Below are 24,823 nucleotides of genomic sequence, written 5' to 3'. Positions count from 1 at the left end.
TCCCCTCCGGGTGGGGTCAGCGGGCGAAGCGGTCCAGGAAGATGGCGACCCTGCGGGCGTGGGCCTCGCGCGGGAGCCTGCCGTCCCGCATGAGCGTCACCAGCCCGTGCAGGCCGCTCCACAACGTCTCCGTCAGCAGGCCCAGGTCGTCGTCGCCCGCGTAGGGCCGCACGGCTTCCAGCAACTCGCCGAAGGCGGCCTGCAGGGCGGCCGGCGCCTCCGGGGTCGCGAACGGCAGGTCCACGCGCTGGCTGAAGATGGCGTCGTACAGCGCCGGCCGCCGCTCCGCGAACGACGAGTACGCGTCGGCGATGGCGGCCAGGGCCTCCACGGGGCCGCCGGCCGCGAGGCGGGCGGCGCGCAGTTCGGCGGCGAGGTCGGCGCAGCCCTCGACCGCGACCGCCGCCATGATGGCGTCCTTGCCCTTGAAGTGGCTGTAGAGGACCGGCTGGCTGTACTCGACGCGTTCGGCCAGGCGGCGGGTGGTCACCGCCTCCCAGCCGTCGGTCTCGGCCAGCTCCCGGGCCGCCTCGATGATCAACCGCTCACGTTCCGCACGCTCGCGCTCCCGGCGCGCCTGAATCGACATGCTCTCGACTCTAGCATCGCTAGCGTTTCTGTCCCCGCTCTGATAGCGTCGTTCTTGTTCCTAGCGGTGCTAGAAAAATCACCGGACGGAGATCGTCATGCTTTCCCCCATCGCCTACGGGCTCGCCGTCGTGCTCGACCTGTTCATCCTGTTCATCGGCTTCCGGTTCCTGACGGCACCCGGGGCGGCCGCGGCCGGCTACGGAGTCCCGGCCAAGGATGGCGACTCCGCCTACCTGACGATCAAGGGGTGGCGTGACGTCACCTACGGCGTCATGGGCCTGGCCCTGCTGTTCTTCGTCGGGGCCCACGCCCAGGCGTGGTACATGCTCGTGGCCGCGATCATGCCGTTCGCGGACACCGTCATCGTCCTGCGCCACGGCGGCGCCAAGGCGGTCGCCTTCGGCGTCCACTTCGCCACCGCCGTGGTCCTCCTCATCAGCGCCGCCCTGCTCTTCCTGGTCTGAGCCCCCGGCACGTCAGAAAGGTCCTGCGAGATGTCCCTCATCGACCCGCGCTTCACCGAGTCCGTCATCGTCCGCTCCGCCGAAGCCGAGGTGATCGGCCGGGCCCCGACCACCATCCGCCTGATGGCCGACAGCGACTCCACCGGCGGCGCGCTGTCCACCCAGCGCGTGACACTGGCCGACGGCGCCGACGGCGCCAAGCCGCACCTCCACGCCGGCTCGGCCGAGCTGTTCTACGTGCTCGACGGCACCGCCCAGCTCCTGTCCGGCGAGCAGGTGGTCACCGCCGGGCGCGGCGACCTCGTCGTCGTCCCGCCGAACGTCGACCACGCCTTCGCCGCCGCCCCGGGCGAGGACGCCGACCTGCTCATCGTCATCACGCCGGGCGTCGCGCGGTTCGAGTACTTCCGCCACCTGGAGCGCATCGCGTACGGCAAGGTGCCGCCGGAGAGCCTGCTCGACGTCCAGGAGCTCTACGACACCTACTTCAGGACCAGCGAGGCCTGGGACCGCGCCCGCAAGGCATGAGCGCGGGCCCGGATGAGGTCAGGGGCGCGGCGCCGCGGCGGTCGCCCGCGCGGGCTCAGCGGCGCGGGAGCGGGAACGCGGACGGCCGCCCGCGTACAGGACGCCCGCCACGATCAGCGCCCCGGCCCCGACCTTTACCCACGAGAGCGGCTCGCCCGTCAGTAGGGCCGCGGACGACAGGCCGAAGACGGGCACCAGCAAGGTGTACGGCGCGACGGTCGAGGCGTCGTAGCGGCGCAGCAGCCAGCCCCACACTCCGAATCCGCCCAGCGTGGAGACGAAGGCGACGTACGCCAGCGACAGCCACCCCTCGGCCGGGACGGCGAGCCGGGGCGCGCCCTCCATGAGGAGGGACAGGAGAAGGAGCGGCGGCGCCGACAGGGCGCTCACCCACACCATGAAGCGCAGCGAGTCGGGCGGCGCCGCCCGGCGCTGCAGGACGTTGCCGAGGCCCCAGGCCGCCGCGGCGGCGACGCACAGGGCGAACGCGCCGGCGGGCCCCGAGAGGCCGAAGTCGAAGGCGACCAGCGCGAGGCCGGCGAAGGCGACGGACAGGCCGCCCACGCGCCGCGCGGTGAGCCGCTCACCCAGGAGGAGCACCGCGAAGACCACGGTGAACACCACCTGGGCCTGCAGGACCAGCGAGGTGAGCCCGGCGGGCATCCCGGCCCGCATGCCCATGAGCAGCAGGCCGAACTGCCCTACTCCGATGGCCGCCGCCACGCCGGCGACCCAGCGCCACGGCACCTGGGGCCGCCCCACGAGGAGCAGGGCGGGGAATCCGGCCAGGGCGAACCTGAGTCCCGCGTACAGCAGCGGCGGGAAGTGTCGCAGGCCCACCTGCATCACCACGAAGTTGACACCCCAGACGGCCGCGAGGCCGACGGCCAGCGCCAGGTGGCGGGGTGTCAGCTGGCGCGAGGTCACGCAGAGCGCGGCTTCTGGTAGCGGACGCGCGACTCGCGAGCCTGCTCGGCCAGCACCTTGAGGTAGGAGAGCGACGGGGAGGACTGGGTCTTGGTCTTAAGGATTCGCATGCATATATTTTCCAACGCTACAGATTGGAGGACAAGCGAGACTTTCTACGCTAAACCCTTTAGGCTGGCTTACATGTTGGACCTGAACCGGCTCAAGGCCCTTCACGCCGTCCACGTCTACGGCTCGGTCGGCGCTGCGGCCGACGCGCTCATGGTCACCCCCTCGGCGGTGTCCCAGCAGATCGCCAAGCTAGAACGCGAGACCGGCGCCCGCCTGATGGAGCGCAACGGCCGCGGCGTGCGGCTCACCGACGCCGCGGGCCTGCTGGCCGAGCACGCCGAGCGCATCCTCGCCCTGGTGGAGACCGCCGAGGCCGACTTCGAGGCGTTGCGCGGCGCGGTCGTCGGCAGACTCCATCTGGGCGCCTTCCCGACCGCGGCCCGCGGGCTCATGCCGGGCGCGCTCAGCGGGCTGCGCGAGCGCCATCCCGACCTCCAGGTCCTGCTGAACGAGCGCGAGCCCGAGCGCGTGGTGCGCGAGGTGGCGCGGGGCGAGCTGGACCTCGGCATCATCCAGGACTGGATGAACCGCCCCATGGCCATGCCCGAGGGCCTGTCCAAGGCGACGCTGCTCGACGACATCGCCGACGTGGTGATGCCGAGCGGCCATCCGCTCGCGGCGGGCAAGGAGGTCGAGCTGGCCGCGCTGAGCGGCGAGCAGTGGATCAGCTCCGCGCCCGGCACGGTCTGCCACGACTGGCTCGTCTTCACGCTGCGCAACGCCGACCTGGAGCCGGAGATCTCCTGCATGGCCGACGAGTACCCGACGCAGATGGCGCTCGTCGCCGCCGGACTCGGCTGCGCCATCATCCCCAGGCTGGGGAGGGACCGCGTGCCCGAAGGGGCTACCGTCGTGCCGCTGCGGCCCCGGCAGTCACGGCGGATCTACGCGATCTGGCGCACGGACGCGGCCCGCCGGCCCGCGATCAGGGCCGCGGTCGAGGCGCTGACCCTGGCCAGCCGAGCCCACGAGAACGCCTGGGCCACGGTCTGAAGCCCCGAGCGGCACGCCGCTCAGGTCTCACGGGGACGTCCGGGAAGGAACGGATAGGCTGTGGCTCATCATGGCTGAAACCACCGTCGTCCACCTGATGCGTCACGGCGAGGTGCACAACCCCCACGGCATCCTCTACGGCCGGCTGCCCGGATACCACCTGTCCGACACCGGCCGGCTGATGGCCGAGACCGTCGCCAAGGCGGTGGCCTCCCGTGACATCGTCGCCCTCTACAGCTCTCCCCTGGAGCGCGCCCAGGAGACCGTGGCCCCCCTGGCGCAGACGCTGGGCCTCGACGTCACCACCGACGAACGGCTGATCGAGGCCGGCAACCTGCTCGAAGGCCGCATGGTCGGGCAGGGGCTGGCGATCTTCCGCAACCCCCGCAACTACCGCTACTTCTGGAACCCCATGCGCCCGTCCTGGGGCGAGCCGTACCCCGTGATCATCCAGCGCATGCGCTCGATCGTGGAGGAGGCCCGCGACGCGGCGCGCGGGCACGAGACGGTCCTCGTCAGCCATCAGCTCCCCATCTGGGCGATCCGCATGGCGGCCGAGGGGCGGCGCAGGCTCTGGCACGACCCGCGCCGCAGGCAGTGCGCGCTGGCCAGCCTCACCACGTTCACGTTCGAGGGCAACCGGCTGGTCAGCGTCGGCTACAGCGAGCCGGCGGGCTCGCTCGTCAAGGGGCCGACGCTTCCGGGCGCCTGACCCCCTCCCTGATCTCGCCGCGACGCCCCCAGAGTCCTGAGCGGCCGGTCCCGCCGGTAGAGTTGCAAGCTCTACCGCTTGTAGTACAAGGAGATCTTCCCCGTGTGCGCGAAGCCCGTCTCCCTCGGCTCCGTCGGCTCACTCGCCCTCGTGGCCGTCCTGGCCGCGGGCTGCGCCGGCAGCCAGAGCGGGCAGCCCCAGGCGGGCGACACTCGCTTCGTCGCGGGCGACGGCACGATGCAGGTCTTCCCCGCGGCCGACCGCAAGGCGGCCCCCGCGATCGAGGGCGAGACGCTCGACGGCGGCACCGCCTCCCTCGCCGCGCACAAGGGCAAGGTCGTGGTGCTCAACTTCTGGGCCTCCTGGTGCGGTCCGTGCCGCGCCGAGGCGCCCGTGCTCAAGGACGTCGCCGCCAAGACCAAGGGCAGCGGCGTCGAGTTCGTCGGCGTCGACTTCAAGGACCGCAAGGCCGACGCCCAGGCGTTCGAACGCACCGAGCAGACGGGCTACCCGAGCATCTTCGACCAGCCCGGCAAGGTGGCGCTGGCCTTCCAGGGCACGGTGCCGCCCGCCGCGATCCCGTCCACGCTGGTGATCGACGAGCAGGGCCGCATCGCCGCCCGGGCGCTCGGCGCGGTCCGCTACCAGGACCTTATGGACACCGTGACCAAGGTCCGCGATGAGTGACGTCGTCGCCTCCGGCTCGCTGCTGCTGGCCGTGCCGATCGCGGTCCTCGCCGGGCTCGTGTCGTTCCTGTCGCCGTGCGTGCTGCCGCTGGTGCCGGGCTACCTGTCGTACGTGACCGGCATGAGCGCCGACCCGAGGCGGGGGCGGCTGGTGCTGGGCACGGCGCTGTTCGTGGCCGGGTTCGCGGTGGTGTTCGTGGCCGGGGGAGCGCTGTTCGGCACGCTCGGCTCGGCGCTGATGTACAGGGCCGACGTCATCACGCGCGTGCTCGGCGTGCTGACGATCCTGCTCGGGCTGGCCTTCCTCGGCGTGCTGCCCGGGCTCATGCGCGACGTGCGCATCCACCGGCTGCCGGCCGCAGGGCTGGCCGGCGCGCCGCTGCTCGGGGTGGTGTTCGGGCTGGGCTGGACACCGTGCATCGGCCCGACGCTGGCCGTGGTGCTGGGGCTCGGGCTCAACGAGGGCAGCGCCTCGCGGGGCGCCCTGCTCGCCGTGGCGTACGCGCTGGGCCTGGGGCTGCCGTTCGTGGCCGCCGCCCTGGCCTACAGCAAGGCGCTGCGCACGTTCCGCGCCATCCGCCGGCACAGCCGGCTGATCACCCGGATCGGCGGCGGCATGATGGTGGCCGTCGGGCTCCTGCTCGTGACCGGCCTGTGGGGAGAGATGATCGCAAGCATGCAGGGTCTCGTCGGCGGGTTCAGGCCGGTGATCTGATGGCCGTCAAGGAGCTGGAGAAGGAGCGGGCGCCGCAGCCCCCCGGTCTCGGCGCGCTCGGCTGGGCGCGCTGGTTCTGGCGCACCCTCACCTCGATGAAGACGGCGCTCATCCTGCTGTTCCTGTTCGCGCTGGCCTCGGTGCCCGGGTCGCTGGTGCCGCAGCGCGGCGTCGAGCCCGACAAGGTGGCGCAGCTCTTCCAGCAGAACCCCACGCTGGCCGAGTGGTACGACCGTTTCCAGCTCTTCGACGTCTTCACCTCGGTCTGGTTCGCGGCGATCTACCTGCTGCTGTTCACCTCGCTGATCGGCTGCATCATCCCGCGCACCGCCACCTACCTGCGGGAGGTGCGCCGCCGCCCGCCCGCCGCCCCGCGCAACCTGTCGCGGCTGCCGCACCACGCCGCCTTCACCGCCGACCTCACGGTCGAGGAGGCCGCCCGGCGGCTGCGCGCCCGGCGCTTCCGGGTGGACACCGGCGACGGCTGGGTGGCCGCCGAGAAGGGCTACCTGCGGGAGACGGGCAACCTGCTCTTCCACGTCTCGCTGCTCGGCCTGCTGGTGGCGGTCGGCATGGGGTCGCTGTTCGGCTACCGGGGCAACGTGCTCGTCGTCGAGGGCGACGGCTTCGCCAACACCGTCGCCAACTACGACCGGTTCATCCCCGGCCGCGAGGTGTCGGCCGAGTCGCTGGAGCCGTTCTCGTTCGAGCTGACGGATTTCAAGGCCACCTACCAGGTCCAGGGCGAGAAGCGGGGCCAGGAGCTCGACTACTCCGCCTACCTGCGTGTCAACGACTCCCCGACGACGCCCGCCCGCGACTACGAGCTGAAGGTCAACGAGCCGCTGGAGATCAACGGCACGCAGACCTACCTCATCGGCCACGGCTACGCGCCGGTGTTCAAGGTCACCGACGGCCAGGGGCAGGTGGCCTTCGACGGCCCGGTGCCGTGCCTCATCGAGCACAAGCCCACGCTCACCTCCGGCTGCGTGGTCAAGGCCCCCGACGCCCGGCCGTCGCAGCTCGGCTTCCTGCTGCGGTTCCTGCCGACGAGCGTGCCGCTGACCGACGGCACCTACGCCTCCGCCTTCCCGGGCGAGCTGCAGCCCGAGGTGCAGGTCCTCGGCGCGTTCACCGGCGACTTCGGCGTGCGCTCCGGCCGCCCGCAGTCGGTGTACGAGCTGGCTCCGCCCGACCTCATGAAGAAGCTCAAGCCGCTGGTCATGGGCACCTCCGTGCCCAAGCCGCTGGCTGTGGGCAAGTCGCTCGACCTGCCCGGGGGCGCGGGCAAGCTGGAGTTCACCGGGGTCAAGGAGTGGATCACGCTCCAGGTCGCCTACGACCCGGGCCGGGTGCCGGCGCTGTTCTTCGCCGGGCTCGCGACGGTCTCGATCGCGCTGTCGCTGATGATCCGCCGCCGCCGCCTCTGGGTGCGGATCGGCGGCAAGGACGGCGACGGGGACGGCGCGGGTGCCGGCACGGTCGAGGTGGGCGGCCTGACCCGCACCGAGGGCTCCGCCGCCGGCTTCGCCGAGGAGTTCGACGACATCGTGAAGGTTCTAACAGCTGGAGACAGGGATGTCCGCTGACCGACTGGCCGAGGTGAGCGACCTCTTCGTCGTCGCCGCGGTGCTGCTCTACCTCTTCTCCATGGTCGGCTTCGCGCTGGAACTGGCTTTCGGCCGGGCGCGCTCCGACGCGGCGGCCACACCCGCCGCCGTGGGCGCGGGTGCCCCTGTGGAGGCGGCGGACGGCGCGCCTTCGGCTCCGCAGGAGGGGGTGGAGCCGCCGAGCTGGGCGCCCAAGGCCGGGGTCGCCGGGCTCGTGCTCGGCTGGCTGGGCTGGGCGGCCAACCTGGGCGCCATCGTCACCCGTGGTCTGGCCGTGGACCGGTGGCCGTGGGGCAACATGTACGAGTTCGTGGTGGCGATCTGCTTCGCCGCGGTGACCGCGTTCCTCGTCACGCAGACCCGGCAGAACGTGCGCTTCCTCGGCCCGTTCGTCATGATCGCGGCGACGCTGGGGCTCGGCTTCGCGGTCAAGGTGCTCTACACCGCCGCGGGCCCGGTGGTGCCGGCGCTCAACTCGTACTGGGTGGCCATCCACGTGACGGCGGCGATCCTGGCGAGCGGGCTGTTCATCCTCGCCGGTGTCGCGGGCATCCTCTACCTGGTGCGCGGCGACGGCCTGTCGCGGCTGCCGTCGCGGGCGGATCTGGAGCGGGTGGCGCACCGGGCGATCGTGCTGTCGTTCCCGGTGTGGACGTTCGCCGTGATCGCGGGCGCGCTCTGGGCCGACAAGGCGTGGGGCCGCTACTGGGGCTGGGACCCCAAGGAGGTCTGGGCGTTCATCACCTGGGTCGCCTACGCCGCGTACCTGCACGCGCGGGTCACGGCGGGCTGGCGGGGCCGCGCGGCGACGATCGTGCAGCTCATCGCGTTCGGCTGCCTGCTGTTCAACCTCATCGGCGTGAACATCTTCATCAGCGGCCTGCACAGCTACGCCGACGTGAACTGAGCCGGGCGCGGGCCGGGCGGCGCGGACGGGAGGGGGGCGCCGTCCGCGGGGGAGAAGGTGCGTCGGGGGAGAAGGTCCGTCAGTCGTCGCCGCGCATGCGGCGGTCGAGCTCCCGCAGGAAGTCGGGGTCGTCGTCGGGCCCCTTGGGGATCGGGGCGTGGTGGACGTCGGGCCGGCGGGTGGCCCGCCCGGTCGTGCGCGCGGTCTGGGGGCGGCCGAGCAGCATCCAGAACAGCCCGCCCGCGAAGGGCACCAGCACGACGATCAGCAGCCAGAGGGTCTTGGGGACGTTTCGGACCTCCTCCTCGGGAGTGGTGATGAGGTCGAACAGCGAGTAGAGCCAGAAGGCCAGCAGCGCCAGGCCGATTACGACACCTGCCATGCCCGAACTGTAAGCCATCCGCGACGTGATCGTGTCAGTCACATGCACCATTTCGGGTGACTCGCGGTGATCCGCGTCGTACCGTGGAACAGATTCAGCGGAGCCCCTCGCCGGGCGGCGCCCTTCCGGCCGTCCGGCGGTTTGCGCGGGCGCCACGGCGTGGAGAGGTGCGATGGCCTTTTCTAACGACAAGGGCCGCCATCGGCGGGGTCGTTGGTGGCGGCGCGGTTCGTACCTCTTCTCCCGGCGCAGTGAGGCGCCCCCCGACGCCGACCGCTCGTTCTGGGCCTACGGCGGCCCCTCCCGCCGCCGTGCCGGGCGGGCCGGCCGCGCGGAACGGGCCGACACAGGGACCGGCTGGGCCGACGCCGGGGGCGGCTGGGGCGCCCGGGGGAGCGACCGCCCGGCGCACACCGAAGGAGCGGGCGACCGTTCTCCCCGCGAGTCCTTACGCGAGGCGGAGAGCCGCTCCTTGCGCTCCCGGCTGGAACGGGACAGGGAGACGCGCCTGGAGCGTGACAGGGAGGTCAGGGAGCCGCACAGGGTGCCGCCGGGACGCGCGGAGACGTCCCGGCCATGGGAGCGCCGGAGGCGGTGGGAGGGGGCCGAGCGGCTGCCGGCCGCCGTGGTGGAGCGCCCCCAGTACACCTGGTACGACTTCGAGCTCGACGACCTGCCGCCCAGGGCCCAGCCGAACCGTCCCGACGCCCCGTCGCTGTCGGACGGGCTACGGCACTGCGGACGGCTGGAGGCGGTCCTGCACCGCCAGTGGGACGCCCGGCTGGGCCCGCCGACCCCCGAGGTGGTGCGGGCCGTGGAGAGCCTCGCCAGGCTTCCCGAGCGGCTCAAGGACCTGCTCGCCGACGGTCTGGAGGGCATCTACGTCGGCCCGGGCGGCGTACCGGACCTCGACGACATGGGCTACCTGCGCGGCGCCCCGCTGCCCTCGGGCCGGGCCACGTGGGACATCTGCGCCGGCGCGTACGGCGACCGCAAGATCGTGGTGGGCGACCGGCCGTCGCCCACGCCGGACGTGATGATGCACGAGGTGGGTCACGCCATCGACGACATCGACTCCACGTACGGTGACTGGGTGTCCGACTCGCCGGAGTTCATGGCCCTGTACGAGAAGGCCACGCCGCTGCTGGCCTCGGCCTTCCACCGGCAGGGGGGCGGCCTGGGCCGCAAGGAGTTCTTCGCCGACGCCTTCGCCGCGATCGCCTCGCGGCAGCGGCCGGCGCTCGTCGACATGCTGAACGGCGACACGCGGATGGCGCTCGACGTCATGCTGTTCTTCAACCGGCGCTACGGAATCTAGGTGATCAGCCATGTACGTCATCCGGCTCGCTGACGGGACCCTGCGCGTACCGCGGACCCTCACCAGCGAAGACGGGCGCCTCATCGCGAACGCGTACGTGGACCTGGAACCCGGCGACCCCGACTACGACCGCTGGCTGCCCGAGTCACTGACCGAGGAGGAACTGGCCGAGCGGCGCGTCAGGTGGCAGGCGGGCAACGACGAGCTGGAGCGGGAGTTCCTGGCCTACCGGGCCGGAGCGGAGCGGAGCGTCGAGGCGGAGCGGCAGGTCGGGGTGGAGCAGGAGGAGACGTAGCCGCGCGGCCGGAGGAGGGACCGTCCTGGACAGGCGCCAGCCACGGTCAGCGGATGGCGCCCGGCGTGCCGTGCATGATCCAGACGTACATGATGCAGACGTACATGATCCAGAAAAGCGTCCCGTCGCGGTGATCCTGGCGCGCAGGATCACCGAAGACGGAACGTCAGACGCGCGGGGACTCGCCTGCCGGCCGGTCGGCCGTAAGGACGTCCTCGCCTCGCAGAAGGGCGTGCACTTCCGACTCGCGGAAGCGCCGGTGCCCTCCGGGGGTGCGGATACTGCTGATGCGGCCTGCCGCAGCCCAGCGCGTAACCGTCTTTGGGTCTACCCGGAAGAGGGCGGCAACCTCTCCTGGGGTCAGCAGACGCTCGCTGCTACTCTCCACCAATCTCTCCCCCTCGCATCCCGCTTCCTGCCAGCGGGCGGACAGGTAACCAGTGTGTCGAGCGAAGCCTGATTTATCCGTGGTTTTCGACAAAGATCACGGGTTGTTATCAGCTGACTGCCCGATTGTTATATGATAGAGCCTCTTTGGGGCTCTCGTGGGTGTTTCTTTACGAAACTCCCTGACTGGGAACACTAGCAGCGCTCGCGCCGGATGCGAAGAGCGACCGCACTGGCAGGCGAGTAACCTCGACCTGTGCGTCCCGTTCTCGTTTACACCCTGTTGAGGATTGTTCTCTTCCTCGTGACCGCGGGCCTGCTGTTCCTGCTGGGTCTGCAAAACCTCTTCTGGCTGATCGTCGTCTCATTCTTGGTCAGCGGAGTCGTGAGCTATGTCCTGCTGTCCAAGCAGCGAGACGCCATGAGCTCGCGCCTCACGAACAAGATCGACCGGCCGAAGCCGCACGACGGCTAGGGCAGGGGGAACATGCCAATCCGGGCATGGTACTCCCGTCCCAGTCTCGTCGTGTCGCTACCAACCAGTAGTCCGCCGGGGTGGGCCAGAAATGCCTTCACCCCGATCCCGCGCTCCCGCCCGGGATTCCAACTCAGGGCCTTACCGGTGATCGGATGAATGGCGGCGATCCCCTCGCGGGCCACCGCCCCGGGCCCGGCGGTGTCGTGGCCCCGCGGATTGTCCAGCCAGCGCTGGTGGCCGCCCACGTAGACGGCCGCCCCGGTGACCGACACCGCGTACAGCGAGTCGCCGCCCGTGCTGTTGACCCACGTGGGCCGCACGTCGGACGCCGTCGCGTACGTCTCGAAGCGCGCCGCCGTGTCGCACAACCCCCCGCCGCGCGGTCCGCCCGTGGTGACGACCACGAAGGAACGGCCGTCCGGTGAGACGTCCAGTCCCCGCACGTACGAGGGGAAGGCCCGCATGCACGCGGGCGCGTACGCGGTGGAACGCCAGGGGGCGACCTTGGCCGTGGGCCCGCTGACGTCGATCAGTCCGAGCTGGGGGCGCGAGCGCCCGCCGAGCGTGGTGAAGCTGCCGTCCACCACCAGCCGGTCGGCCGTCGCCGCGAGCGCGGTGACCTTCACCCGGGGCGTCAGCGGCGCTCCGGGCGTGATCGCGAAGCGCGGGTCGGCGGCACCGGTGACGGCGTCCAGCCGGGCCAGGGCCGTACGGGGCGCCGTGAAGTCGCCCCCGGCGTACAGCCGGGACCCGCGCCGGGCCAGCGTGGTGACCATGCCGCCCGCGACGCGCGGCGCGAAGCCCGGCACCACGGCGCCGTCGGCGAGGCCGAGCCGTGCCAGCGGCCCCACGGGCTGCCCGTTGACCCCGGGGAAGTCGCCGCCGGCGTAGACGGTGCCGTCGTCGCCGGCGGCCAGGGCGTACACGGGGCCGTCCACCTCCGGCGCGAAACCGGGCAGGATCCGCCCGGTGGCCAGGTCGAAGGCGAACAGGTTGTCGCGCGCCACCGTGCCGGCCCGGTCCGCGCCGGACACCTCGGTGAACGAGCCCCCCACCACGACGGTGCCGCCCACCAGCGCTATCGCGTTGACGATGCCGTCCAGGACGTGCGGTGTGGTGTCGACCGGGTCGGCCGACACCACCCGCGCGTGCGGGACGGGTGCGGCCGCGAGGAGCGCCGCGAGTGTGACTCGGGAAAACATTCGCCAAGTTTTAGCAGACTCTTCGTGGTCATACGCTTACTTTCCGTTGATTGTCTCGAGGGTCATAGGCTTGGGCCATGACGCGCGCTCAGTTGGACAAGCAGCCGGTCGAGGTCGCCGCGATGTTCGATCGCACCGCCCGGCGCTACGACCTCGTCAATGATGTGCTCACGCTCGGCCAGGTGCGCCTGTGGCGCAAGGCCGTCGCCCATGCCGTCGACGCGGGGCCCGGTGAGCTGGTCCTCGACCTCGGGGCGGGCACGGGCACGTCGACGGACACCTTCACCACGCTGGGGGCGCGCGCGATCGCCTGCGACTTCTCGCTGGGCATGCTCCGCACCGGCGTGGGCAGGCGCGGCGGCAACGCGCTGAGCGGGCCGGGCGTGCCGTTCGTCGCGGGCGACGCGATGAAGCTGCCCTTCGCCGACGACTCCTTCGACGCGGTGACCATCTCGGTCGCGCTGCGCAACGTCCACGACACCGCCCAGGCGCTGCGCGAGATGCTGCGGGTCACGAAGCCGGGCGGCCGGCTGGTGATCCTCGAGTTCTCCCGCGTGACGCTCCCGGCCTTCGATCTGGTCTACCGCCAGTACCTCATGCGGCTGCTTCCCGTGGTGGCCCGCGTCTTCGGGTCCAACGGCGACTCCTACGACTACCTCGCCGAGTCGATCAGGGACTGGCCCGACCAGGAGGCCCTGGCCCGTACGATCCAGGGGGCCGGCTGGGAGCGGGTGGCCTGGCGCAACCTGGACCTGGGCATCGTGGCCATGCACAGGGGGTTCAAACCGGCCTGATGCGCATCCAGGGTGTCCGAAATCCGCTTCGGCGACGGTTTGGTCAAAGCGGCAGGCCCCGACTGCCACTATGTACCGGAAAAGCGTTAGACTGCGGGCCGACAAGTTTGTGAAGGGGTTCACAAAGGAACGAAGGCGCCAGACACCCCGAAGCCTTCGAGCGTGTAGGACAGGACAGTCCCGTGACCGTGCCAACAGCCACTAAGGCTGACGCCGACGTCATCGTCGTCGGCGCCGGTCCCGCCGGTTCCGCCACCGCCTTCTACCTCGCCCGGGCCGGGCTCGACGTGCTGCTCCTCGAGAAGACCACCTTCCCCCGGGAGAAGGTCTGCGGCGACGGGCTGACGCCCCGCGCGGTCAAGCAGCTCATGAACATGGGCGTCGACATCGACGCCCCCGGCTGGGTGCGGAACAAGGGGTTGCGGGTCGTCGGCGGCGGCCACCGATTCGAGCTCGACTGGCCCCAGCTCGAGCGCTTCCCCGACTTCGGCCTGGTCCGCACCCGCCAGGACTTCGACCAGATCGTGGCCGCCAACGCCGTCAAGGCCGGCGCGCGGCTCATGGAGGGCGTCAACGTCACCGGGCCGGTGCTCGACGACCGCAGCGGCCACGTGGTCGGCGTGACCACCAAGGACGGCAGGACGTACCGGTCGCGGATCGTGGTGGCCGCCGACGGCAACAGCACCCGCCTGGCCCTCGGCATGGGGCTGCACAAGCGCGAGGACCGCCCGATGGGCGTGGCCGTGCGCACCTACTTCACCAGCCCCCGCCACGACGACGACTACCTGGAGACCTGGCTGGAGCTCTGGGACGAGGAGACGCTGCTGCCCGGCTACGGCTGGGTCTTCGGCGTCGGCGACGGCACCGCCAACGTCGGCCTCGGCCTGCTCAACACCAGCGCCCAGTTCAAGAACATCGACTACCGCGACCTGCTCAAGCGGTGGTGCCGGTCGATGCCCGCCGAGTGGGGCTTCACCGAGGAGAACATGACGGCCCCCATCCGGGGCGCCGCGCTCCCGATGGCCTTCAACCGCCAGCCCCATTACACGCGCGGCCTGGTCCTGGTCGGCGACTCCGGCGGGGCGATCAACCCGTTCAACGGCGAGGGCATCGCGTACGCCATGGAGACCGGCGAGATCGCGGCCGAGGTGATCGAGCGGGCCCTGCGCAAGGACACCACGCCCGCCCAGCGCGAGCGCACCCTGCGTGCCTACCCGCAGACGCTGAAGGACGCCTACGGCGGCTACTTCACCCTCGGCCGCTGGTTCGTCGAGGCGATCGGCAAGCCCGGCGTCATGAACTTCGGCACCCGCCACGGTCTGCCTCACCCGAGGCTGATGCGCTTCGCGCTCAAACTCCTTGGTAATCTCACCGACCGGCGGGGCAATGCGTCAGACAAGATCATCAACGCACTCTCGAAGGTCGCGCCGCCAGCATGAATCCCGCAGACACCCGGCACATCCATAGATCAGGCTGCGCGCCCGCGCGCGCGGCGACTCCAGAGGAGGCGTAGCGATGGACCTTTACGTGCCCATCCTGGTGCTCGCCGTTCTCGCGGGGGGCTTCGCGATCTTCTCGGTCGCCATCGCTCCCTTCACCGGTCCCAAGCGCTGGAACCGCGCGAAGCTTGACGCCTATGAATGCGGCATCGAGCCGACGCCCCAGCCGGTCGGTGGCGGACGGTTCCCGCTCAAGTACATGGTCACCGCGATGCTCTTCATCGTGTTCGACATCGAGATCATCTTCCTCTACCCGTGGGCCGTGTCGTTCGCCCCGCTGACCGGTGACGACGGCCGGGTGATCGCCTCGGGCATGGGCATCTTCGCGTTGGTGGAGATGCTGCTGTTCATCGTCACCGTGCTCGCCGCGTACGCGTACGTGTGGCGCCGCAAGGGTCTGGACTGGGACTGAAAATGGGACTTGAAGAGAAACTCCCGAGCGGCTTCATCCTCAGCACGGTCGAGCAGGCCGCGGGATGGGCGCGCAAGAACTCGGTGTGGCCGGCCACCTTCGGTCTCGCCTGCTGTGCCATCGAGCTGATGGCCACCGGTGGCCCCCACTACGACCTGGCGCGCTTCGGCATGGAGCGCGCTTCGGCGTCTCCCCGCCAGGCCGACCTCATGATCGTCGCCGGCCGCGTGTCGCAGAAGATGGCCCCGGTGCTGCGGCAGATCTACGACCAGATGGCCGAGCCCAAGTGGGTCATCGCGATGGGCGTGTGCGCCTCCAGCGGCGGCATGTTCAACAACTACGCGATCGTGCAGGGCGTCGACCACGTCGTGCCGGTGGACGTCTACCTGCCGGGCTGCCCGCCGCGGCCGGAGATGCTGATCGACGCGATCGTCAAACTACACGACAAGATCCAGAACATGAAGTTCGGCGCGCACCGCGCCAAGCAGATCGACGAGCTCGAGCTGCGGGCCCTGCGCCAGCTTCCGCTGATCGACCAGGGGGCTGCCAAGTGACCTCCCCAGACAACCTCCCCGAGGTCCCCGGGGCCGAGGTCCCGGCGGCTCCGGAGGTGCCCGAGGCGCCGATCGCGCGCCGCGGCATGTTCGGCGCGTCCGACACCGGCGACACCTCCGGCTACGGCGGCCTCGTCGTGCGGCGCGCGCCGCAGCTGTCCTCTCCCCGCCCGTACGGGGGCTACTTCGACGAGGTCGTCGACACGCTGGCTCTCGACGACGCCATCGAGCGCGTCGTCGTCGACCGGGGCGAGCTGACCCTGCACGTCAAGCGCGAGCGCCTCCTGGAGGTGGCGCAGAAGCTGCGCGACGACCCCGCCCTGCGCTTCGAGCTGTCGCTCGGCGTCTCCGGCGTCCACTACCCGCACCTGACGGGCGAGGAACTGCACGCCGTCTACCACCTGTGCTCCATCACGCACAACCGGCGCGTCCGGGTCGAGGTGAGCTGCCCCGACTCCGACCCGCACATCCCGTCGACGGTCGGCGTCTACCCGGGCCACGACTGGCACGAGCGCGAGACGTACGACTTCTTCGGCATCGTCTTCGACGGTCACCCCGCCCTGACCCGGATCATGATGCCGGACGACTGGGACGGCCACCCGCAGCGCAAGGACTACCCGCTCGGCGGCATCCCGGTCGAGTACCGGGGCGCCACGGTGCCCGCGCCCGACAACAGGAGGTCTTACTCATGACCACCGGCTATGACGAGGCGACCGAGGGCAAGGTCTACTCGGTCGGCGGCGCCGACTGGGACGACGTCGTCACGGCCGGGGTGCGCGACACCGAGGCCGAGCGCCTGGTCGTCAACATGGGCCCGCAGCACCCGTCCACCCACGGCGTGCTCCGCCTGGTCCTGACCCTCGACGGTGAGACGGTCACCGAGGCGCGCGGCGTCATCGGCTACCTGCACACCGGCATCGAGAAGAACATGGAATACCGGACGTGGACCCAGGGCACCACGTTCGTCACCCGGATGGACTACCTGTCGCCGATCTTCAACGAGACGGCGTACTGCCTGGGCGTCGAGAGGCTCCTCGGCATCGAGGACCGCATCCCGGACCGCGCCCAGGCCATCCGGGTCATGATGATGGAGCTCAACCGCATCTCCTCGCACCTGGTCGCGATGGGCACGTTCGGCATGGAGCTGGGCGCGACCACGCCGTTCCTCTTCGGCTACCGCGACCGCGAGATGATCATGGATCTCTTCGAGTACATCACCGGCCTGCGGATGAACCACGCGTACATCCGTCCCGGCGGTGTGAGCGTCGACCTGCCCGCGGGCGCGGTCGACAAGGTCGGCGAGTTCCTCAAGGAGATGCCCAAGCGGATCAAGGACATCCGCAAGCTCCTCGACGCCAACCCCGTCTACCTCAGCCGCACCCGCGACGTCGCCTACCTCGACCTGACCGGCTGCATGGCGCTCGGCATCACCGGCCCCATCCTGCGCGCCGCCGGCCTGCCGTGGGACCTGCGCAAGTCGCAGCCCTACTGCGGGTACGAGACCTACGAGTTCGAGGTGGCGACCGAGCGGGGCTGCGACGTGTACTCCCGCTACCTCGTGCGCATGCGGGAGATGGAGGAGTCGCTCAAGATCGTTGAGCAGGCCCTCGACCGCATCGCCGGCCCCCTCAAGGGCGACCCCGTGATGATCGAGGACAAGAAGATCGGCTGGCCCGCGCAGCTCGCGCTCGGCCCCGACGGCTTCGGCAACTCGCCCGACCACATCGCCCACATCATGGGCAGCTCCATGGAAGCCCTGATCCACCACTTCAAGCTGGTGACCGAGGGCTTCCGGGTGCCGGCCGGCCAGGCGTACGCCTCGATCGAGTCGCCCAAGGGCGAGCTCGGCGCCCACGTGGTCAGCGACGGCGGCACCCGTCCCTACCGCGTCCACTTCCGCGAGCCGTCCTTCTGCAACCTGCAGGGCTTCCCCGCGATGGCGGAGGGCGGCCAGGTCGCCGACGTCATCGCCGCGGTGGCCTCTATCGACCCCGTCATGGGAGGTGTGGACCGGTGACATATTCACCGGAAGTCCGGGAGCGTCTGGAGACGGACGCCAAGGAGATCATCGGCCGCTACCCCAAGGCGCGGTCCGCCCTGCTGCCCCTGCTCCACCTGGTGCAGTCCGAGGACGGCTACGTCTCCGACGACGGCCACGAGTTCTGCGCGGAGATGCTGGGCCTCAGCAAGGCCGAGGTCGTCGGCGTCTCGACGTTTTACACCATGTACAAGCGCAAGCCCGCCGGCGACTACCACGTCGGCGTGTGCATCAACGCGCTGTGCGCGGTGATGGGCGGCGACCAGATCTGGGAGGAGCTCAGCGAGCACGTCGGCGTCGGTCACGAGGAGACCACGTCCGACGGCAAGGTCTCGCTGGAGCGCCTGGAGTGCAACGCCGCCTGCGACTTCGCCCCGGTCATGATGGTCAACTGGGAGTTCTTCGACAACCAGACGCCCGAGTCGGCCAAGCAGCTCGTCGACGACCTGCGTGACGGCAAGGACGTGCGCCCGACCCGGGGCCCGAAGAAGCTGTGCACCTTCAAGGAGGCCTCGCGCGTGCTGTCCGGCCTGCCCGACGAGCTCGCGGGCGAGGGCCCGTCGGCCGCCGGCGCCTCGCTGGAGGGCCTGAAGGTCGCCAAGGCCCGCGGATGGAAGGCCCCCGAGGCATGAGCGTCACCCTGACTCCCGTCCTGACCGCCAACTGGGACCGTCCCGACTCCTTCACCCTCGACGGCTACGGCCCGTACGAGGCGGCCAAGAAGGCGCTCGGCATGGACCCCGACGCGGTCATCCAGGCCGTCAAGGACTCCGGCCTGCGCGGCCGCGGCGGCGCCGGCTTCCCGACCGGCATGAAGTGGGGCTTCATCCCGCAGGGCGACGGCAAGCCGCACTACCTCGTCGTCAACGCCGACGAGTCGGAGCCGGGTACCTGCAAGGACATCCCGCTGATGATGGCCAACCCGCACTCGCTGGTCGAGGGCATCATCATCACCTCCTACGCCATCCGCGCCAACCACGCCTTCATCTACGTGCGCGGCGAGGTGCTGCACGTCATCCGCCGGCTGCACGCGGCCGTGCGCGAGGCGTACGAGAAGGGCTACCTCGGCACCGACATCTTCGGCTCCGGCTACGACCTGGAGCTCGTCGTGCACAGCGGCGCCGGCGCGTACATCTGCGGCGAGGAGACGGCGCTGCTCGACTCGCTGGAGGGCTACCGGGGTCAACCTCGACTCAAGCCTCCGTTCCCGGCCGTGGCGGGCCTGTACGCCTCGCCGACTGTTGTGAACAACGTGGAGTCTGTGGCGAGTGTTCCCTCCATCATCGCCAACGGCGCCGACTGGTTCGCCGGGATGGGCACCGAGAAGTCCAAGGGCTTCGGCATCTTCTCCCTGAGCGGCCACGTCACCCGCCCCGGCCAGTACGAGGCGCCCCTGGGCATCACGCTGCGCGAGCTGCTCGACATGGCGGGCGGCATCCGCGAGGGGCACCGGATCAAGTTCTGGACCCCCGGCGGCTCGTCCACGCCGATCTTCACCGAAGAGCACCTGGACGTGCCCCTCGACTTCGAGGCGGTCGGCGCCAAGGGCTCCATGCTCGGCACCCGCGCGCTGCAGATCTTCGACGAGACCACCTGCGTGGTCCGCACCGTGCTGCGCTGGACCGAGTTCTACGCCCACGAGTCGTGCGGCAAGTGCACGCCGTGCCGCGAGGGCACCTACTGGCTCAAGCAGGTGCTCAAGCGGCTCGACGCCGGACAGGGCACCGAGGACGACCTGGCCACGATCACCGACATCGCCGACAACATCCTGGGCCGCTCCTTCTGCGCCCTCGGCGACGGCGCGACCAGCCCGATCCACTCCTCGGTGAAGTACTTCCGCGACGAGTACCTCAAGCACTTCGAGATCGGCGGCTGCCCGTTCGACGCGAAGAAGTCCACTCTCTGGGGTGACCAGTGACCACAACCGCCGTAGAGACCACCCTGGTGACCCTGACGATCGACGGGTTCCAGATCAGCGTCCCCAAGGGCACCCTGATCATCAGGGCGGCCGAGCTGCTGGGCATCCAGATCCCGCGATTCTGCGACCACCCGCTGCTCGACCCGGCCGCCAACTGCCGCCAGTGCCTCGTCGACATCCCCGACGCCGGCAACGGCCGCGGCTTCCCGAAGCCGCAGCCGTCGTGCGCGATCGAGGTGGCCGAGGGCATGGTCGTGCAGACCCAGCTCACCTCGCCGGTCGCCGAGAAGGCGCAGCGCGCGGCGATGGAGTTCCTGCTGGTCAACCACCCGCTGGACTGCCCGGTCTGCGACAAGGGCGGCGAGTGCCCCCTGCAGAACCAGGCCATGTCCAACGGCCAGGGCGAGTCCAGGTTCCACGAGCACAAGCGGACCTTCCCGAAGCCGCTCCCGCTGTCCACGCAGGTGCTGCTCGACCGTGAGCGGTGCGTCCAGTGCGCCCGCTGCATCCGCTTCTCCGACCAGATCGCCGGCGACCCGTTCATCGAGTTCTTCGAGCGCGGCGCCAAGGAGCAGGTGGGCGTCGCCGACGGCGAGCCGTTCCAGTCCTACTTCTCCGGCAACACCGTGCAGATCTGCCCGGTCGGCGCGCTGACCGGCGCCGCCTACCGGTTCCGGGCGCGGCCGTTCGACCTGGTCTCCACGCCGAGCGCGTGCGAGCACTGCGCGTCCGGCTGCTCCCTGCGCACCGACCACCGGCGCGGCCGGGTCACCCGCCGCCTGGCCGGCAACGACCCGCAGGTCAACGAGGAGTGGAACTGCGACAAGGGCCGCTGGGCGTTCACCTACGCCACGCAGCCCGACCGCCTCAAGACCCCGCTGGTCCGCAACGAGGAGGGCGTGCTCGTCCCGGCCTCCTGGCCGGAGGCGCTGAGCGTCGCCGCCCAGGGCCTGGCCGCCGCCCGCGGCAAGGCCGGCGTCCTCGTCGGCGGGCGCGTCACGGTCGAGGAGGCCTACGCCTACTCCAAGTTCGCCCGCGTCGCCCTCGGTTCCAACGACGTCGACTTCCGCGCCCGGCCGCACTCCGCCGAGGAGGCGGCGTTCCTGGCCCACGCGGTCGCCGGCAAGGGCATCGAGATCTCCTACGCCGACCTGGAGAGCGCGCCCGGCGTGCTGCTCGTCGGGTTCGAGCCCGAGGAGGAGTCGCCGATCGTCTTCCTGCGCCTGCGCAAGGCGTGGAAGAAGCACGGCCTCAAGGTCACCGCGATCGCGCCGTTCGCCACCCCGAGCCTGGCCAAGATGGGCGGCACGCTCATCCGCACCGCACCGGGCGGCGAGGCCGACGCGATCGGTGAGCTGGTCGGCGGCCTCGCCGAGGGCACGATCGTGCTCGCCGGCGAGCGCCTCGCCACCGTCCCCGGCGCCCTGTCCGCCCTCGTCCGGCTCAGCGCCGCCTCCGGCGCCCGGCTGGCCTGGGTGCCGCGCCGGGCCGGTGAGCGCGGCGCCGTCGAGGCGGGCGCGCTGCCCAACCTGCTGCCGATCGGCCGGCCGGTCGAGGACGAGAGCGCCAGGGCGGAGATCGCCCGGGCGTGGAACGTCTCCTCGCTGCCCGCCGTCCCCGGCCGCGACACGGCCGGCATCCTGGCCGCCGCCGCGGAGGGTGACATCGACGCGCTCGTCGTCGCCGGTGTCGACCCCTACGACCTGCCCGACCCGGCCGCCGCGCTCGACGCGCTCGAGCGCACGCCGTTCATCGTCAGCCTGGAGATCCGCGCCAGCGCGGTCACCGACCGGGCCGACGTGGTCCTGCCGGTCGCCGCCGTGCAGGAGAAGGGCGGCACGTTCGTCAACTGGGAGGGCCGCGGACGCTCGTTCGAGGCGCCGCTGAAGGTGCCCGGCCTGCAGAGCGAGCTGGTCGTCCTCGGCAACCTCGCCGACCGCATGGACGTGCACCTCGGGCTGCCCGACGCCAAGGCCGTCCGCCGCGAGCTGGGCGCCATCGGCGCCTGGCGCGGCACCCGCGTCGCCGCGCCCGTCGTCTCCACCCGCCCGCAGGCCGCCCCGGCGGCCGGCCAGGCGGTGCTGGCGACCTGGCACCTGCTGCTGGACGAAGGCAGGCTGCAGGACGGCGAGCCGTACCTCGCGGGCACCGCCCGCGCCGCCGAGGCGCTGGTCTCGGAGAGCACGGCGGCGGAGATCGGCGTCGCCGACGGCGACAAGCTCGTCGTCGCCGGCCCCGGCCCCAACCCGGTCACGCTGGCGGTCCGCGTCGCGGACCTGCCGGACCGCGTGGTCTGGGTGCCGGCGAACTCCGGCGGCTGCTCGGTCACCCGCGACCTGCGCGCGGTGGCCGGCGACATCGTCACCATCGGGAGCGCCTCATGACCCACGTTCTCGCGGCCGATCCGACCCTCGCCGACTTCGGCAAGGACCCGCTCTGGATCACCATCATCAAGGCCGTGATGCTGTTCGCCTTCCTGATGCTGGGCATCCTGTTCGGCGTCTGGTTCGAGCGCAAGCTCATCTCACGGATGCAGCACCGCTACGGCCCCAACCGGGCCGGCAAGTTCGGTCTGGTGCAGTCCGTGGCCGACGGCCTGAAGATGGGCCTGAAGGAGGACATCTTCCCGCGGACCGTGGACAAGGTGCTCTACCTGCTGGCCCCGGTCATCATGGTGATCCCGGCCTTCCTGGCCTTCTCGATCGTGCCCTTCGGCCCGATGGTCAACCTATTCGGCGTGCAGACGCCGCTGCAGATGGTGGACCTGCCGGTGGCCGTGCTGTTCATGCTGGCCATGGGCGCCATCTCGGTCTACGGCGTGGTGCTGGCCGGCTGGTCGTCGCGCTCGCCGTACGCGCTGCTCGGCGGTCTGCGGTCGGCGGCGCAGGTGGTCTCGTACGAGATCGCGATGGGCCTGTCGTTCGTCGGGATCTTCCTGTTCGCCGGGACGCTGTCCACCTCGGAGATCGTCAAGGCGCAGGAGCAGACCTGGTACGCGGTCCTGCTGATCCCGTCGTTCCTCGTGTACGTGGTCTGCATGTTCGGTGAGGCCGCCCGCATCCCGTTCGACCTGCCCGAGGGCGAGGGCGAGCTGGTCGGCGGCTTCCAGACCGAGTACTCCTCCTCCCTGAAGTTCGCTCTGATCATGATGGGCGAGTACCTTCACACGTTCACCGCCTCCGGCATCGCGGTGACGCTGTTCCTCGGCGGCTGGCGGGCGCCCTGGCCCATCTCCCTGTGGGAGGGGGCCAACCAGGGCTGGTGGCCGGTCCTGTGGTTCTTCATCAAGTTCGTGCTCACGTTCTGCTTCATCGTGTGGGTGCGGGCCTCCCTGCCGCGCGTGCGCTACGACCAGCTCATGTCGCTGGGCTGGAAGGTGCTGATCCCGGTCAACCTGGCGTGGATCCTCGTCGTCGCCGCGGTCCGCAACGTGGTGGTCAACAAGGACACCTCGATGCTGGCCATGGGGCTCGGCGCGGTCATCGTCATCGGGGCCATCGCCATCTGGCTCCGCTTCGACACCGTCAACCAGCGGCGCAGGGAAGCGAAGAAGGCCCAGGTGGAGGCCGAGTTCGAGGAGCTGTCCAGCGAGCCGGCGGCGGGTGGCTTCCCGGTGCCGCCGCTCGATCTGCCGCACTACCACGGGGTGCAGCACAAGGAGATTCCCAGTGGGACTAACTGATTGGCTGAACCCCGTCAAGGGCTTCGGGGTCACCTTCCACACGATGTTCAAGAAGCCCGTCACGATCAACTACCCGGAGGAGAAGCGGCCGACGGCTCCGCGCTTCCACGGCCGCCACCAGCTCAACCGGTGGCCCGACGGGCTGGAGAAGTGCGTCGGCTGCGAGCTGTGCGCCTGGGCGTGTCCGGCCGACGCCATCTACGTCGAGGGCGCGGACAACACCGACGAGGAGCGCTTCTCCCCGGGCGAGCGTTACGGGCGCACGTACCAGATCAACTATCTGCGGTGCATCCTGTGCGGACTCTGCATCGAGGCGTGCCCCACCCGGGCGCTCACGATGACCAACGAGTACGAGCTGGCCGACACAGACCGCGAGAGCCTCATCTACACCAAGGAGATGCTCCTCGCGCCGCTCACGCCGGGCATGGAGCAGCCTCCGCACCCCATGCGGCTCGGTGAGACCGAAGAGGACTATTACCGGCTGGGGCGGACCAATGGGTGAGACCATCACGTTCTGGGTGCTCGCCGTCGTGTCCGTCAGCGCGGCGCTCGGCATGGTCTTCAACCGGAAGGCCGTGTACTCGGCGCTCATGCTGGGCACCGTGATGCTCTGCCTGGCCGTGATGTACGCCGTTCAGGACGCGCCGTTCCTGGCCGCGGTGCAGATCATCGTCTACACCGGCGCCGTCATGATGCTGTTCCTGTTCGTGCTCATGCTGGTCGGCGTCGACTCGTCCGACTCGCTGGTCGAGACGCTCAAGGGGCAGCGGTTCTGGGCGGCGATCGCGGCCATCGGCTTCGCCGTGCTGGTGATCCTGGCCGTCGGCAACGTGGTCTTCACGCCGCAGACGGGCCTGGAGGGCGCGATCGGCGCGGCCGGCTACATCCGGTCGCTGGCGGAGCTGCTGTTCACCAAGTACGTGTTCGCGTTCGAGATCACCTCGGCGCTGCTCATCACCGCCGCGCTCGGCGCGATGGTGCTGGCGCACCGCGAGCGGCTCACCGAGAAGGCCACGCAGAAGGACCTGTCGCGGGCCCGCTTCCTCGGCGACCGCCCGTCGCCGCTGCCCGGCCCCGGCACGTACGCCCGCAACAACGCCATCGACATGCCGGCGCTGCTGCCCGACGGCTCCGTCGCGGAGGACTCGGTCAACCGCTACATCGCGCGCTACGACGTCGAGCAGGGCCACCTGCCCGAGGACCCGCGCCTGGCCGAGGCCATCCAGCACAAGGCCGAGGAGGACTCCAAGTGACCGCGCACTACCTGGTCCTGTCGGGGCTGCTGTTCGCCATCGGCGCGATGGGCGTGCTCATCCGGCGCAACGCGATCGTGGTGTTCATGTGCGTCGAGCTCATGCTCAACGCCTGCAACCTCGCGTTCGTCACCTTCGCCCGGCAGAACGGCAACCTGGAGGGCCAGATCATCGCGTTCTTCGTGATGGTGGTGGCCGCAGCCGAGGTCGTGGTCGGCCTGGCGATCATCGTGACGATCTTCCGAACCCGCAGGTCCGCGTCCGTCGACGACGCCAACCTGCTGAAGTACTAAGAGGTGACTGGTGGAATCTCCTGTTGAGATCGTCCAGCACACCGCCGGCGGCGTGATCGGCGTCTCGTGGCTC

29 protein-coding genes are annotated in these 24,823 nt (G+C 70.5%); 24 read left to right on the top strand and 5 right to left on the bottom strand.

The genetic code is table 11. The annotated features are described in order from the left end of the window. Positions 1–16: 16 nt before the first annotated feature. On the bottom strand, positions 17–589 hold the full coding sequence (locus AB0H81_RS05140; RefSeq protein ID WP_358369445.1) for a TetR/AcrR family transcriptional regulator: 573 nt from the start codon (positions 587–589) through the stop codon (positions 17–19). A 97-nt stretch (positions 590–686) separates the two neighbouring features. Between AB0H81_RS05140 and AB0H81_RS05135 the strand changes: the two genes are divergently transcribed. Together AB0H81_RS05135 and AB0H81_RS05130 are read left to right on the top strand one after the other, a co-directional pair. Further along, complete coding sequence (locus tag AB0H81_RS05135; RefSeq protein ID WP_358369442.1) at positions 687–1,055, top strand: DUF4267 domain-containing protein; 369 nt, start codon at positions 687–689, stop codon at positions 1,053–1,055. A 30-nt stretch (positions 1,056–1,085) separates the two neighbouring features. Continuing rightward, complete coding sequence (locus tag AB0H81_RS05130; protein ID WP_358369439.1) at positions 1,086–1,583, top strand: cupin domain-containing protein; 498 nt, start codon at positions 1,086–1,088, stop codon at positions 1,581–1,583. Between the two features lie 18 nt (positions 1,584–1,601). On the opposite strand, the gene AB0H81_RS05125 is transcribed toward AB0H81_RS05130, so the two are convergent. Then, on the bottom strand, positions 1,602–2,510 hold the full coding sequence (locus tag AB0H81_RS05125) for an EamA family transporter (RefSeq protein WP_358369436.1): 909 nt from the start codon (positions 2,508–2,510) through the stop codon (positions 1,602–1,604). A 183-nt stretch (positions 2,511–2,693) separates the two neighbouring features. Here AB0H81_RS05125 and AB0H81_RS05120 point away from each other — a divergent pair, with 183 nt between their 5' ends. The 6 genes from AB0H81_RS05120 (at position 2,694) to ccsB (ending at position 8,245) form a co-directional block, all read left to right on the top strand. Next, positions 2,694–3,614: a LysR family transcriptional regulator gene (locus tag AB0H81_RS05120; RefSeq protein WP_358369433.1), complete on the top strand. Its 921-nt coding sequence runs from the start codon at positions 2,694–2,696 to the stop codon at positions 3,612–3,614. A gap of 70 nt (positions 3,615–3,684) precedes the next feature. Continuing rightward, positions 3,685–4,326: a histidine phosphatase family protein gene (locus AB0H81_RS05115; protein WP_358369431.1), complete on the top strand. Its 642-nt coding sequence runs from the start codon at positions 3,685–3,687 to the stop codon at positions 4,324–4,326. 102 nt (positions 4,327–4,428) lie between these two features. Then, complete coding sequence (locus AB0H81_RS05110) at positions 4,429–5,013, top strand: TlpA disulfide reductase family protein (RefSeq protein WP_358369429.1); 585 nt, start codon at positions 4,429–4,431, stop codon at positions 5,011–5,013. Continuing rightward, positions 5,006–5,728, top strand: coding sequence for a cytochrome c biogenesis protein CcdA (locus AB0H81_RS05105; RefSeq protein WP_358369426.1), 723 nt, complete (start codon positions 5,006–5,008; stop codon positions 5,726–5,728). Before AB0H81_RS05110 ends, AB0H81_RS05105 begins: the two co-directional genes overlap by 8 nt. Further along, complete coding sequence (locus tag AB0H81_RS05100; RefSeq protein ID WP_358369424.1) at positions 5,728–7,317, top strand: cytochrome c biogenesis protein ResB; 1,590 nt, start codon at positions 5,728–5,730, stop codon at positions 7,315–7,317. Before AB0H81_RS05105 ends, AB0H81_RS05100 begins: the two co-directional genes overlap by 1 nt. Next, the gene (ccsB, locus tag AB0H81_RS05095; RefSeq protein WP_358369422.1) at positions 7,307–8,245 is read left to right on the top strand and encodes a c-type cytochrome biogenesis protein CcsB; all 939 of its coding nucleotides are present in this window, start codon (positions 7,307–7,309) and stop codon (positions 8,243–8,245) included. Before AB0H81_RS05100 ends, ccsB begins: the two co-directional genes overlap by 11 nt. A gap of 79 nt (positions 8,246–8,324) precedes the next feature. On the opposite strand, the gene AB0H81_RS05090 is transcribed toward ccsB, so the two are convergent. After that, a complete protein-coding gene (locus AB0H81_RS05090; protein WP_358369420.1) occupies positions 8,325–8,627 on the bottom strand; it encodes a PLD nuclease N-terminal domain-containing protein in 303 nt (100 codons plus the stop codon). Positions 8,628–8,799: 172 nt separating this feature from the next. Here AB0H81_RS05090 and AB0H81_RS05085 point away from each other — a divergent pair, with 172 nt between their 5' ends. Further along, positions 8,800–9,945 carry a hypothetical protein gene (locus AB0H81_RS05085; protein ID WP_358369418.1) on the top strand — a complete coding sequence of 382 codons (1,146 nt, stop codon included), beginning with the start codon at positions 8,800–8,802 and terminating at the stop codon, positions 9,943–9,945. 10 nt (positions 9,946–9,955) lie between these two features. After that, positions 9,956–10,240: a hypothetical protein gene (locus tag AB0H81_RS05080; RefSeq protein WP_358369415.1), complete on the top strand. Its 285-nt coding sequence runs from the start codon at positions 9,956–9,958 to the stop codon at positions 10,238–10,240. A gap of 166 nt (positions 10,241–10,406) precedes the next feature. Here the strand turns inward: AB0H81_RS05080 and AB0H81_RS05075 are convergent, their stop codons facing one another. After that, entirely contained in the window at positions 10,407–10,628 is a 222-nt protein-coding gene (locus tag AB0H81_RS05075; RefSeq protein ID WP_026214226.1) for a BldC family transcriptional regulator, read from the bottom strand. A gap of 255 nt (positions 10,629–10,883) precedes the next feature. Here AB0H81_RS05075 and AB0H81_RS05070 point away from each other — a divergent pair, with 255 nt between their 5' ends. Continuing rightward, positions 10,884–11,102, top strand: coding sequence for a DUF4229 domain-containing protein (locus AB0H81_RS05070; RefSeq protein ID WP_358369413.1), 219 nt, complete (start codon positions 10,884–10,886; stop codon positions 11,100–11,102). On the opposite strand, the gene AB0H81_RS05065 is transcribed toward AB0H81_RS05070, so the two are convergent. Then, on the bottom strand, positions 11,099–12,307 hold the full coding sequence (locus tag AB0H81_RS05065) for a hypothetical protein (RefSeq protein ID WP_358369410.1): 1,209 nt from the start codon (positions 12,305–12,307) through the stop codon (positions 11,099–11,101). The genes AB0H81_RS05070 and AB0H81_RS05065 overlap by 4 nt on opposite strands. 77 nt (positions 12,308–12,384) lie before the next feature. On the opposite strand from AB0H81_RS05065, the gene AB0H81_RS05060 reads away from it, so the two are divergent. From AB0H81_RS05060 to nuoK, 13 genes are all read left to right on the top strand, one after another. Continuing rightward, positions 12,385–13,101 carry a demethylmenaquinone methyltransferase gene (locus AB0H81_RS05060; protein ID WP_358369407.1) on the top strand — a complete coding sequence of 239 codons (717 nt, stop codon included), beginning with the start codon at positions 12,385–12,387 and terminating at the stop codon, positions 13,099–13,101. A 182-nt stretch (positions 13,102–13,283) separates the two neighbouring features. Continuing rightward, a complete protein-coding gene (locus AB0H81_RS05055) occupies positions 13,284–14,540 on the top strand; it encodes a geranylgeranyl reductase family protein (protein ID WP_358369404.1) in 1,257 nt (418 codons plus the stop codon). 76 nt (positions 14,541–14,616) lie between these two features. Continuing rightward, the gene (locus tag AB0H81_RS05050; RefSeq protein WP_358369401.1) at positions 14,617–15,012 is read left to right on the top strand and encodes an NADH-quinone oxidoreductase subunit A; all 396 of its coding nucleotides are present in this window, start codon (positions 14,617–14,619) and stop codon (positions 15,010–15,012) included. Between the two features lie 2 nt (positions 15,013–15,014). After that, a complete protein-coding gene (locus AB0H81_RS05045) occupies positions 15,015–15,566 on the top strand; it encodes an NADH-quinone oxidoreductase subunit B family protein (RefSeq protein WP_358369398.1) in 552 nt (183 codons plus the stop codon). 86 nt (positions 15,567–15,652) lie between these two features. Next, complete coding sequence (locus AB0H81_RS05040; RefSeq protein WP_358369504.1) at positions 15,653–16,258, top strand: NADH-quinone oxidoreductase subunit C; 606 nt, start codon at positions 15,653–15,655, stop codon at positions 16,256–16,258. Continuing rightward, on the top strand, positions 16,255–17,583 hold the full coding sequence (locus AB0H81_RS05035) for an NADH-quinone oxidoreductase subunit D (protein WP_358369397.1): 1,329 nt from the start codon (positions 16,255–16,257) through the stop codon (positions 17,581–17,583). The genes AB0H81_RS05040 and AB0H81_RS05035 overlap by 4 nt, the downstream gene beginning before the upstream one ends. After that, positions 17,580–18,236: an NADH-quinone oxidoreductase subunit NuoE gene (gene nuoE, locus AB0H81_RS05030; protein WP_358369394.1), complete on the top strand. Its 657-nt coding sequence runs from the start codon at positions 17,580–17,582 to the stop codon at positions 18,234–18,236. The genes AB0H81_RS05035 and nuoE overlap by 4 nt, the downstream gene beginning before the upstream one ends. Beyond that, entirely contained in the window at positions 18,233–19,522 is a 1,290-nt protein-coding gene (gene nuoF / locus AB0H81_RS05025) for an NADH-quinone oxidoreductase subunit NuoF (RefSeq protein ID WP_358369392.1), read from the top strand. Before nuoE ends, nuoF begins: the two co-directional genes overlap by 4 nt. Next, positions 19,519–21,906 (top strand): NADH-quinone oxidoreductase subunit G, encoded by a 2,388-nt coding sequence (locus tag AB0H81_RS05020; protein WP_358369389.1) that lies wholly within the window; start codon positions 19,519–19,521, stop codon positions 21,904–21,906. Before nuoF ends, AB0H81_RS05020 begins: the two co-directional genes overlap by 4 nt. Continuing rightward, positions 21,903–23,204 carry an NADH-quinone oxidoreductase subunit NuoH gene (gene nuoH, locus AB0H81_RS05015; RefSeq protein ID WP_358369387.1) on the top strand — a complete coding sequence of 434 codons (1,302 nt, stop codon included), beginning with the start codon at positions 21,903–21,905 and terminating at the stop codon, positions 23,202–23,204. Before AB0H81_RS05020 ends, nuoH begins: the two co-directional genes overlap by 4 nt. Further along, positions 23,191–23,706 (top strand): NADH-quinone oxidoreductase subunit NuoI, encoded by a 516-nt coding sequence (nuoI, locus tag AB0H81_RS05010; protein WP_358369384.1) that lies wholly within the window; start codon positions 23,191–23,193, stop codon positions 23,704–23,706. The genes nuoH and nuoI overlap by 14 nt, the downstream gene beginning before the upstream one ends. After that, positions 23,699–24,457, top strand: coding sequence for an NADH-quinone oxidoreductase subunit J (locus tag AB0H81_RS05005; protein WP_358369382.1), 759 nt, complete (start codon positions 23,699–23,701; stop codon positions 24,455–24,457). Before nuoI ends, AB0H81_RS05005 begins: the two co-directional genes overlap by 8 nt. After that, the gene (gene nuoK / locus AB0H81_RS05000; protein WP_175591142.1) at positions 24,454–24,750 is read left to right on the top strand and encodes an NADH-quinone oxidoreductase subunit NuoK; all 297 of its coding nucleotides are present in this window, start codon (positions 24,454–24,456) and stop codon (positions 24,748–24,750) included. Before AB0H81_RS05005 ends, nuoK begins: the two co-directional genes overlap by 4 nt. Positions 24,751–24,823: the final 73 nt, after the last annotated feature.

This window comes from Nonomuraea sp. NPDC050691, from assembly GCF_040654455.1.
Taxonomy (GTDB): Bacteria; Actinomycetota; Actinomycetes; order Streptosporangiales; family Streptosporangiaceae; genus Nonomuraea.
The sequence above is the reverse complement of the archived record's forward strand: the minus strand, read 5'-3'. Positions and strand labels throughout refer to the sequence as shown.

Coding starts and splice junctions, on each gene's coding strand:
- AB0H81_RS05140 (WP_358369445.1), bottom strand. CDS start 589: ATGTCGATTCAGGCGCGCCGGGAGCGCGAGCGTGCGGAACGTGAGCGG.
- AB0H81_RS05135 (WP_358369442.1), top strand. CDS start 687: ATGCTTTCCCCCATCGCCTACGGGCTCGCCGTCGTGCTCGACCTGTTC.
- AB0H81_RS05130 (WP_358369439.1), top strand. CDS start 1,086: ATGTCCCTCATCGACCCGCGCTTCACCGAGTCCGTCATCGTCCGCTCC.
- AB0H81_RS05120 (WP_358369433.1), top strand. CDS start 2,694: ATGTTGGACCTGAACCGGCTCAAGGCCCTTCACGCCGTCCACGTCTAC.
- AB0H81_RS05115 (WP_358369431.1), top strand. CDS start 3,685: ATGGCTGAAACCACCGTCGTCCACCTGATGCGTCACGGCGAGGTGCAC.
- AB0H81_RS05105 (WP_358369426.1), top strand. CDS start 5,006: ATGAGTGACGTCGTCGCCTCCGGCTCGCTGCTGCTGGCCGTGCCGATC.
- AB0H81_RS05100 (WP_358369424.1), top strand. CDS start 5,728: ATGGCCGTCAAGGAGCTGGAGAAGGAGCGGGCGCCGCAGCCCCCCGGT.
- ccsB (WP_358369422.1), top strand. CDS start 7,307: ATGTCCGCTGACCGACTGGCCGAGGTGAGCGACCTCTTCGTCGTCGCC.
- AB0H81_RS05090 (WP_358369420.1), bottom strand. CDS start 8,627: ATGGCAGGTGTCGTAATCGGCCTGGCGCTGCTGGCCTTCTGGCTCTAC.
- AB0H81_RS05085 (WP_358369418.1), top strand. CDS start 8,800: ATGGCCTTTTCTAACGACAAGGGCCGCCATCGGCGGGGTCGTTGGTGG.
- AB0H81_RS05080 (WP_358369415.1), top strand. CDS start 9,956: ATGTACGTCATCCGGCTCGCTGACGGGACCCTGCGCGTACCGCGGACC.
- AB0H81_RS05065 (WP_358369410.1), bottom strand. CDS start 12,307: ATGTTTTCCCGAGTCACACTCGCGGCGCTCCTCGCGGCCGCACCCGTC.
- AB0H81_RS05060 (WP_358369407.1), top strand. CDS start 12,385: ATGACGCGCGCTCAGTTGGACAAGCAGCCGGTCGAGGTCGCCGCGATG.
- AB0H81_RS05050 (WP_358369401.1), top strand. CDS start 14,617: ATGGACCTTTACGTGCCCATCCTGGTGCTCGCCGTTCTCGCGGGGGGC.
- AB0H81_RS05045 (WP_358369398.1), top strand. CDS start 15,015: ATGGGACTTGAAGAGAAACTCCCGAGCGGCTTCATCCTCAGCACGGTC.
- AB0H81_RS05040 (WP_358369504.1), top strand. CDS start 15,653: ATGTTCGGCGCGTCCGACACCGGCGACACCTCCGGCTACGGCGGCCTC.
- AB0H81_RS05035 (WP_358369397.1), top strand. CDS start 16,255: ATGACCACCGGCTATGACGAGGCGACCGAGGGCAAGGTCTACTCGGTC.
- nuoF (WP_358369392.1), top strand. CDS start 18,233: ATGAGCGTCACCCTGACTCCCGTCCTGACCGCCAACTGGGACCGTCCC.
- nuoH (WP_358369387.1), top strand. CDS start 21,903: ATGACCCACGTTCTCGCGGCCGATCCGACCCTCGCCGACTTCGGCAAG.
- AB0H81_RS05005 (WP_358369382.1), top strand. CDS start 23,699: ATGGGTGAGACCATCACGTTCTGGGTGCTCGCCGTCGTGTCCGTCAGC.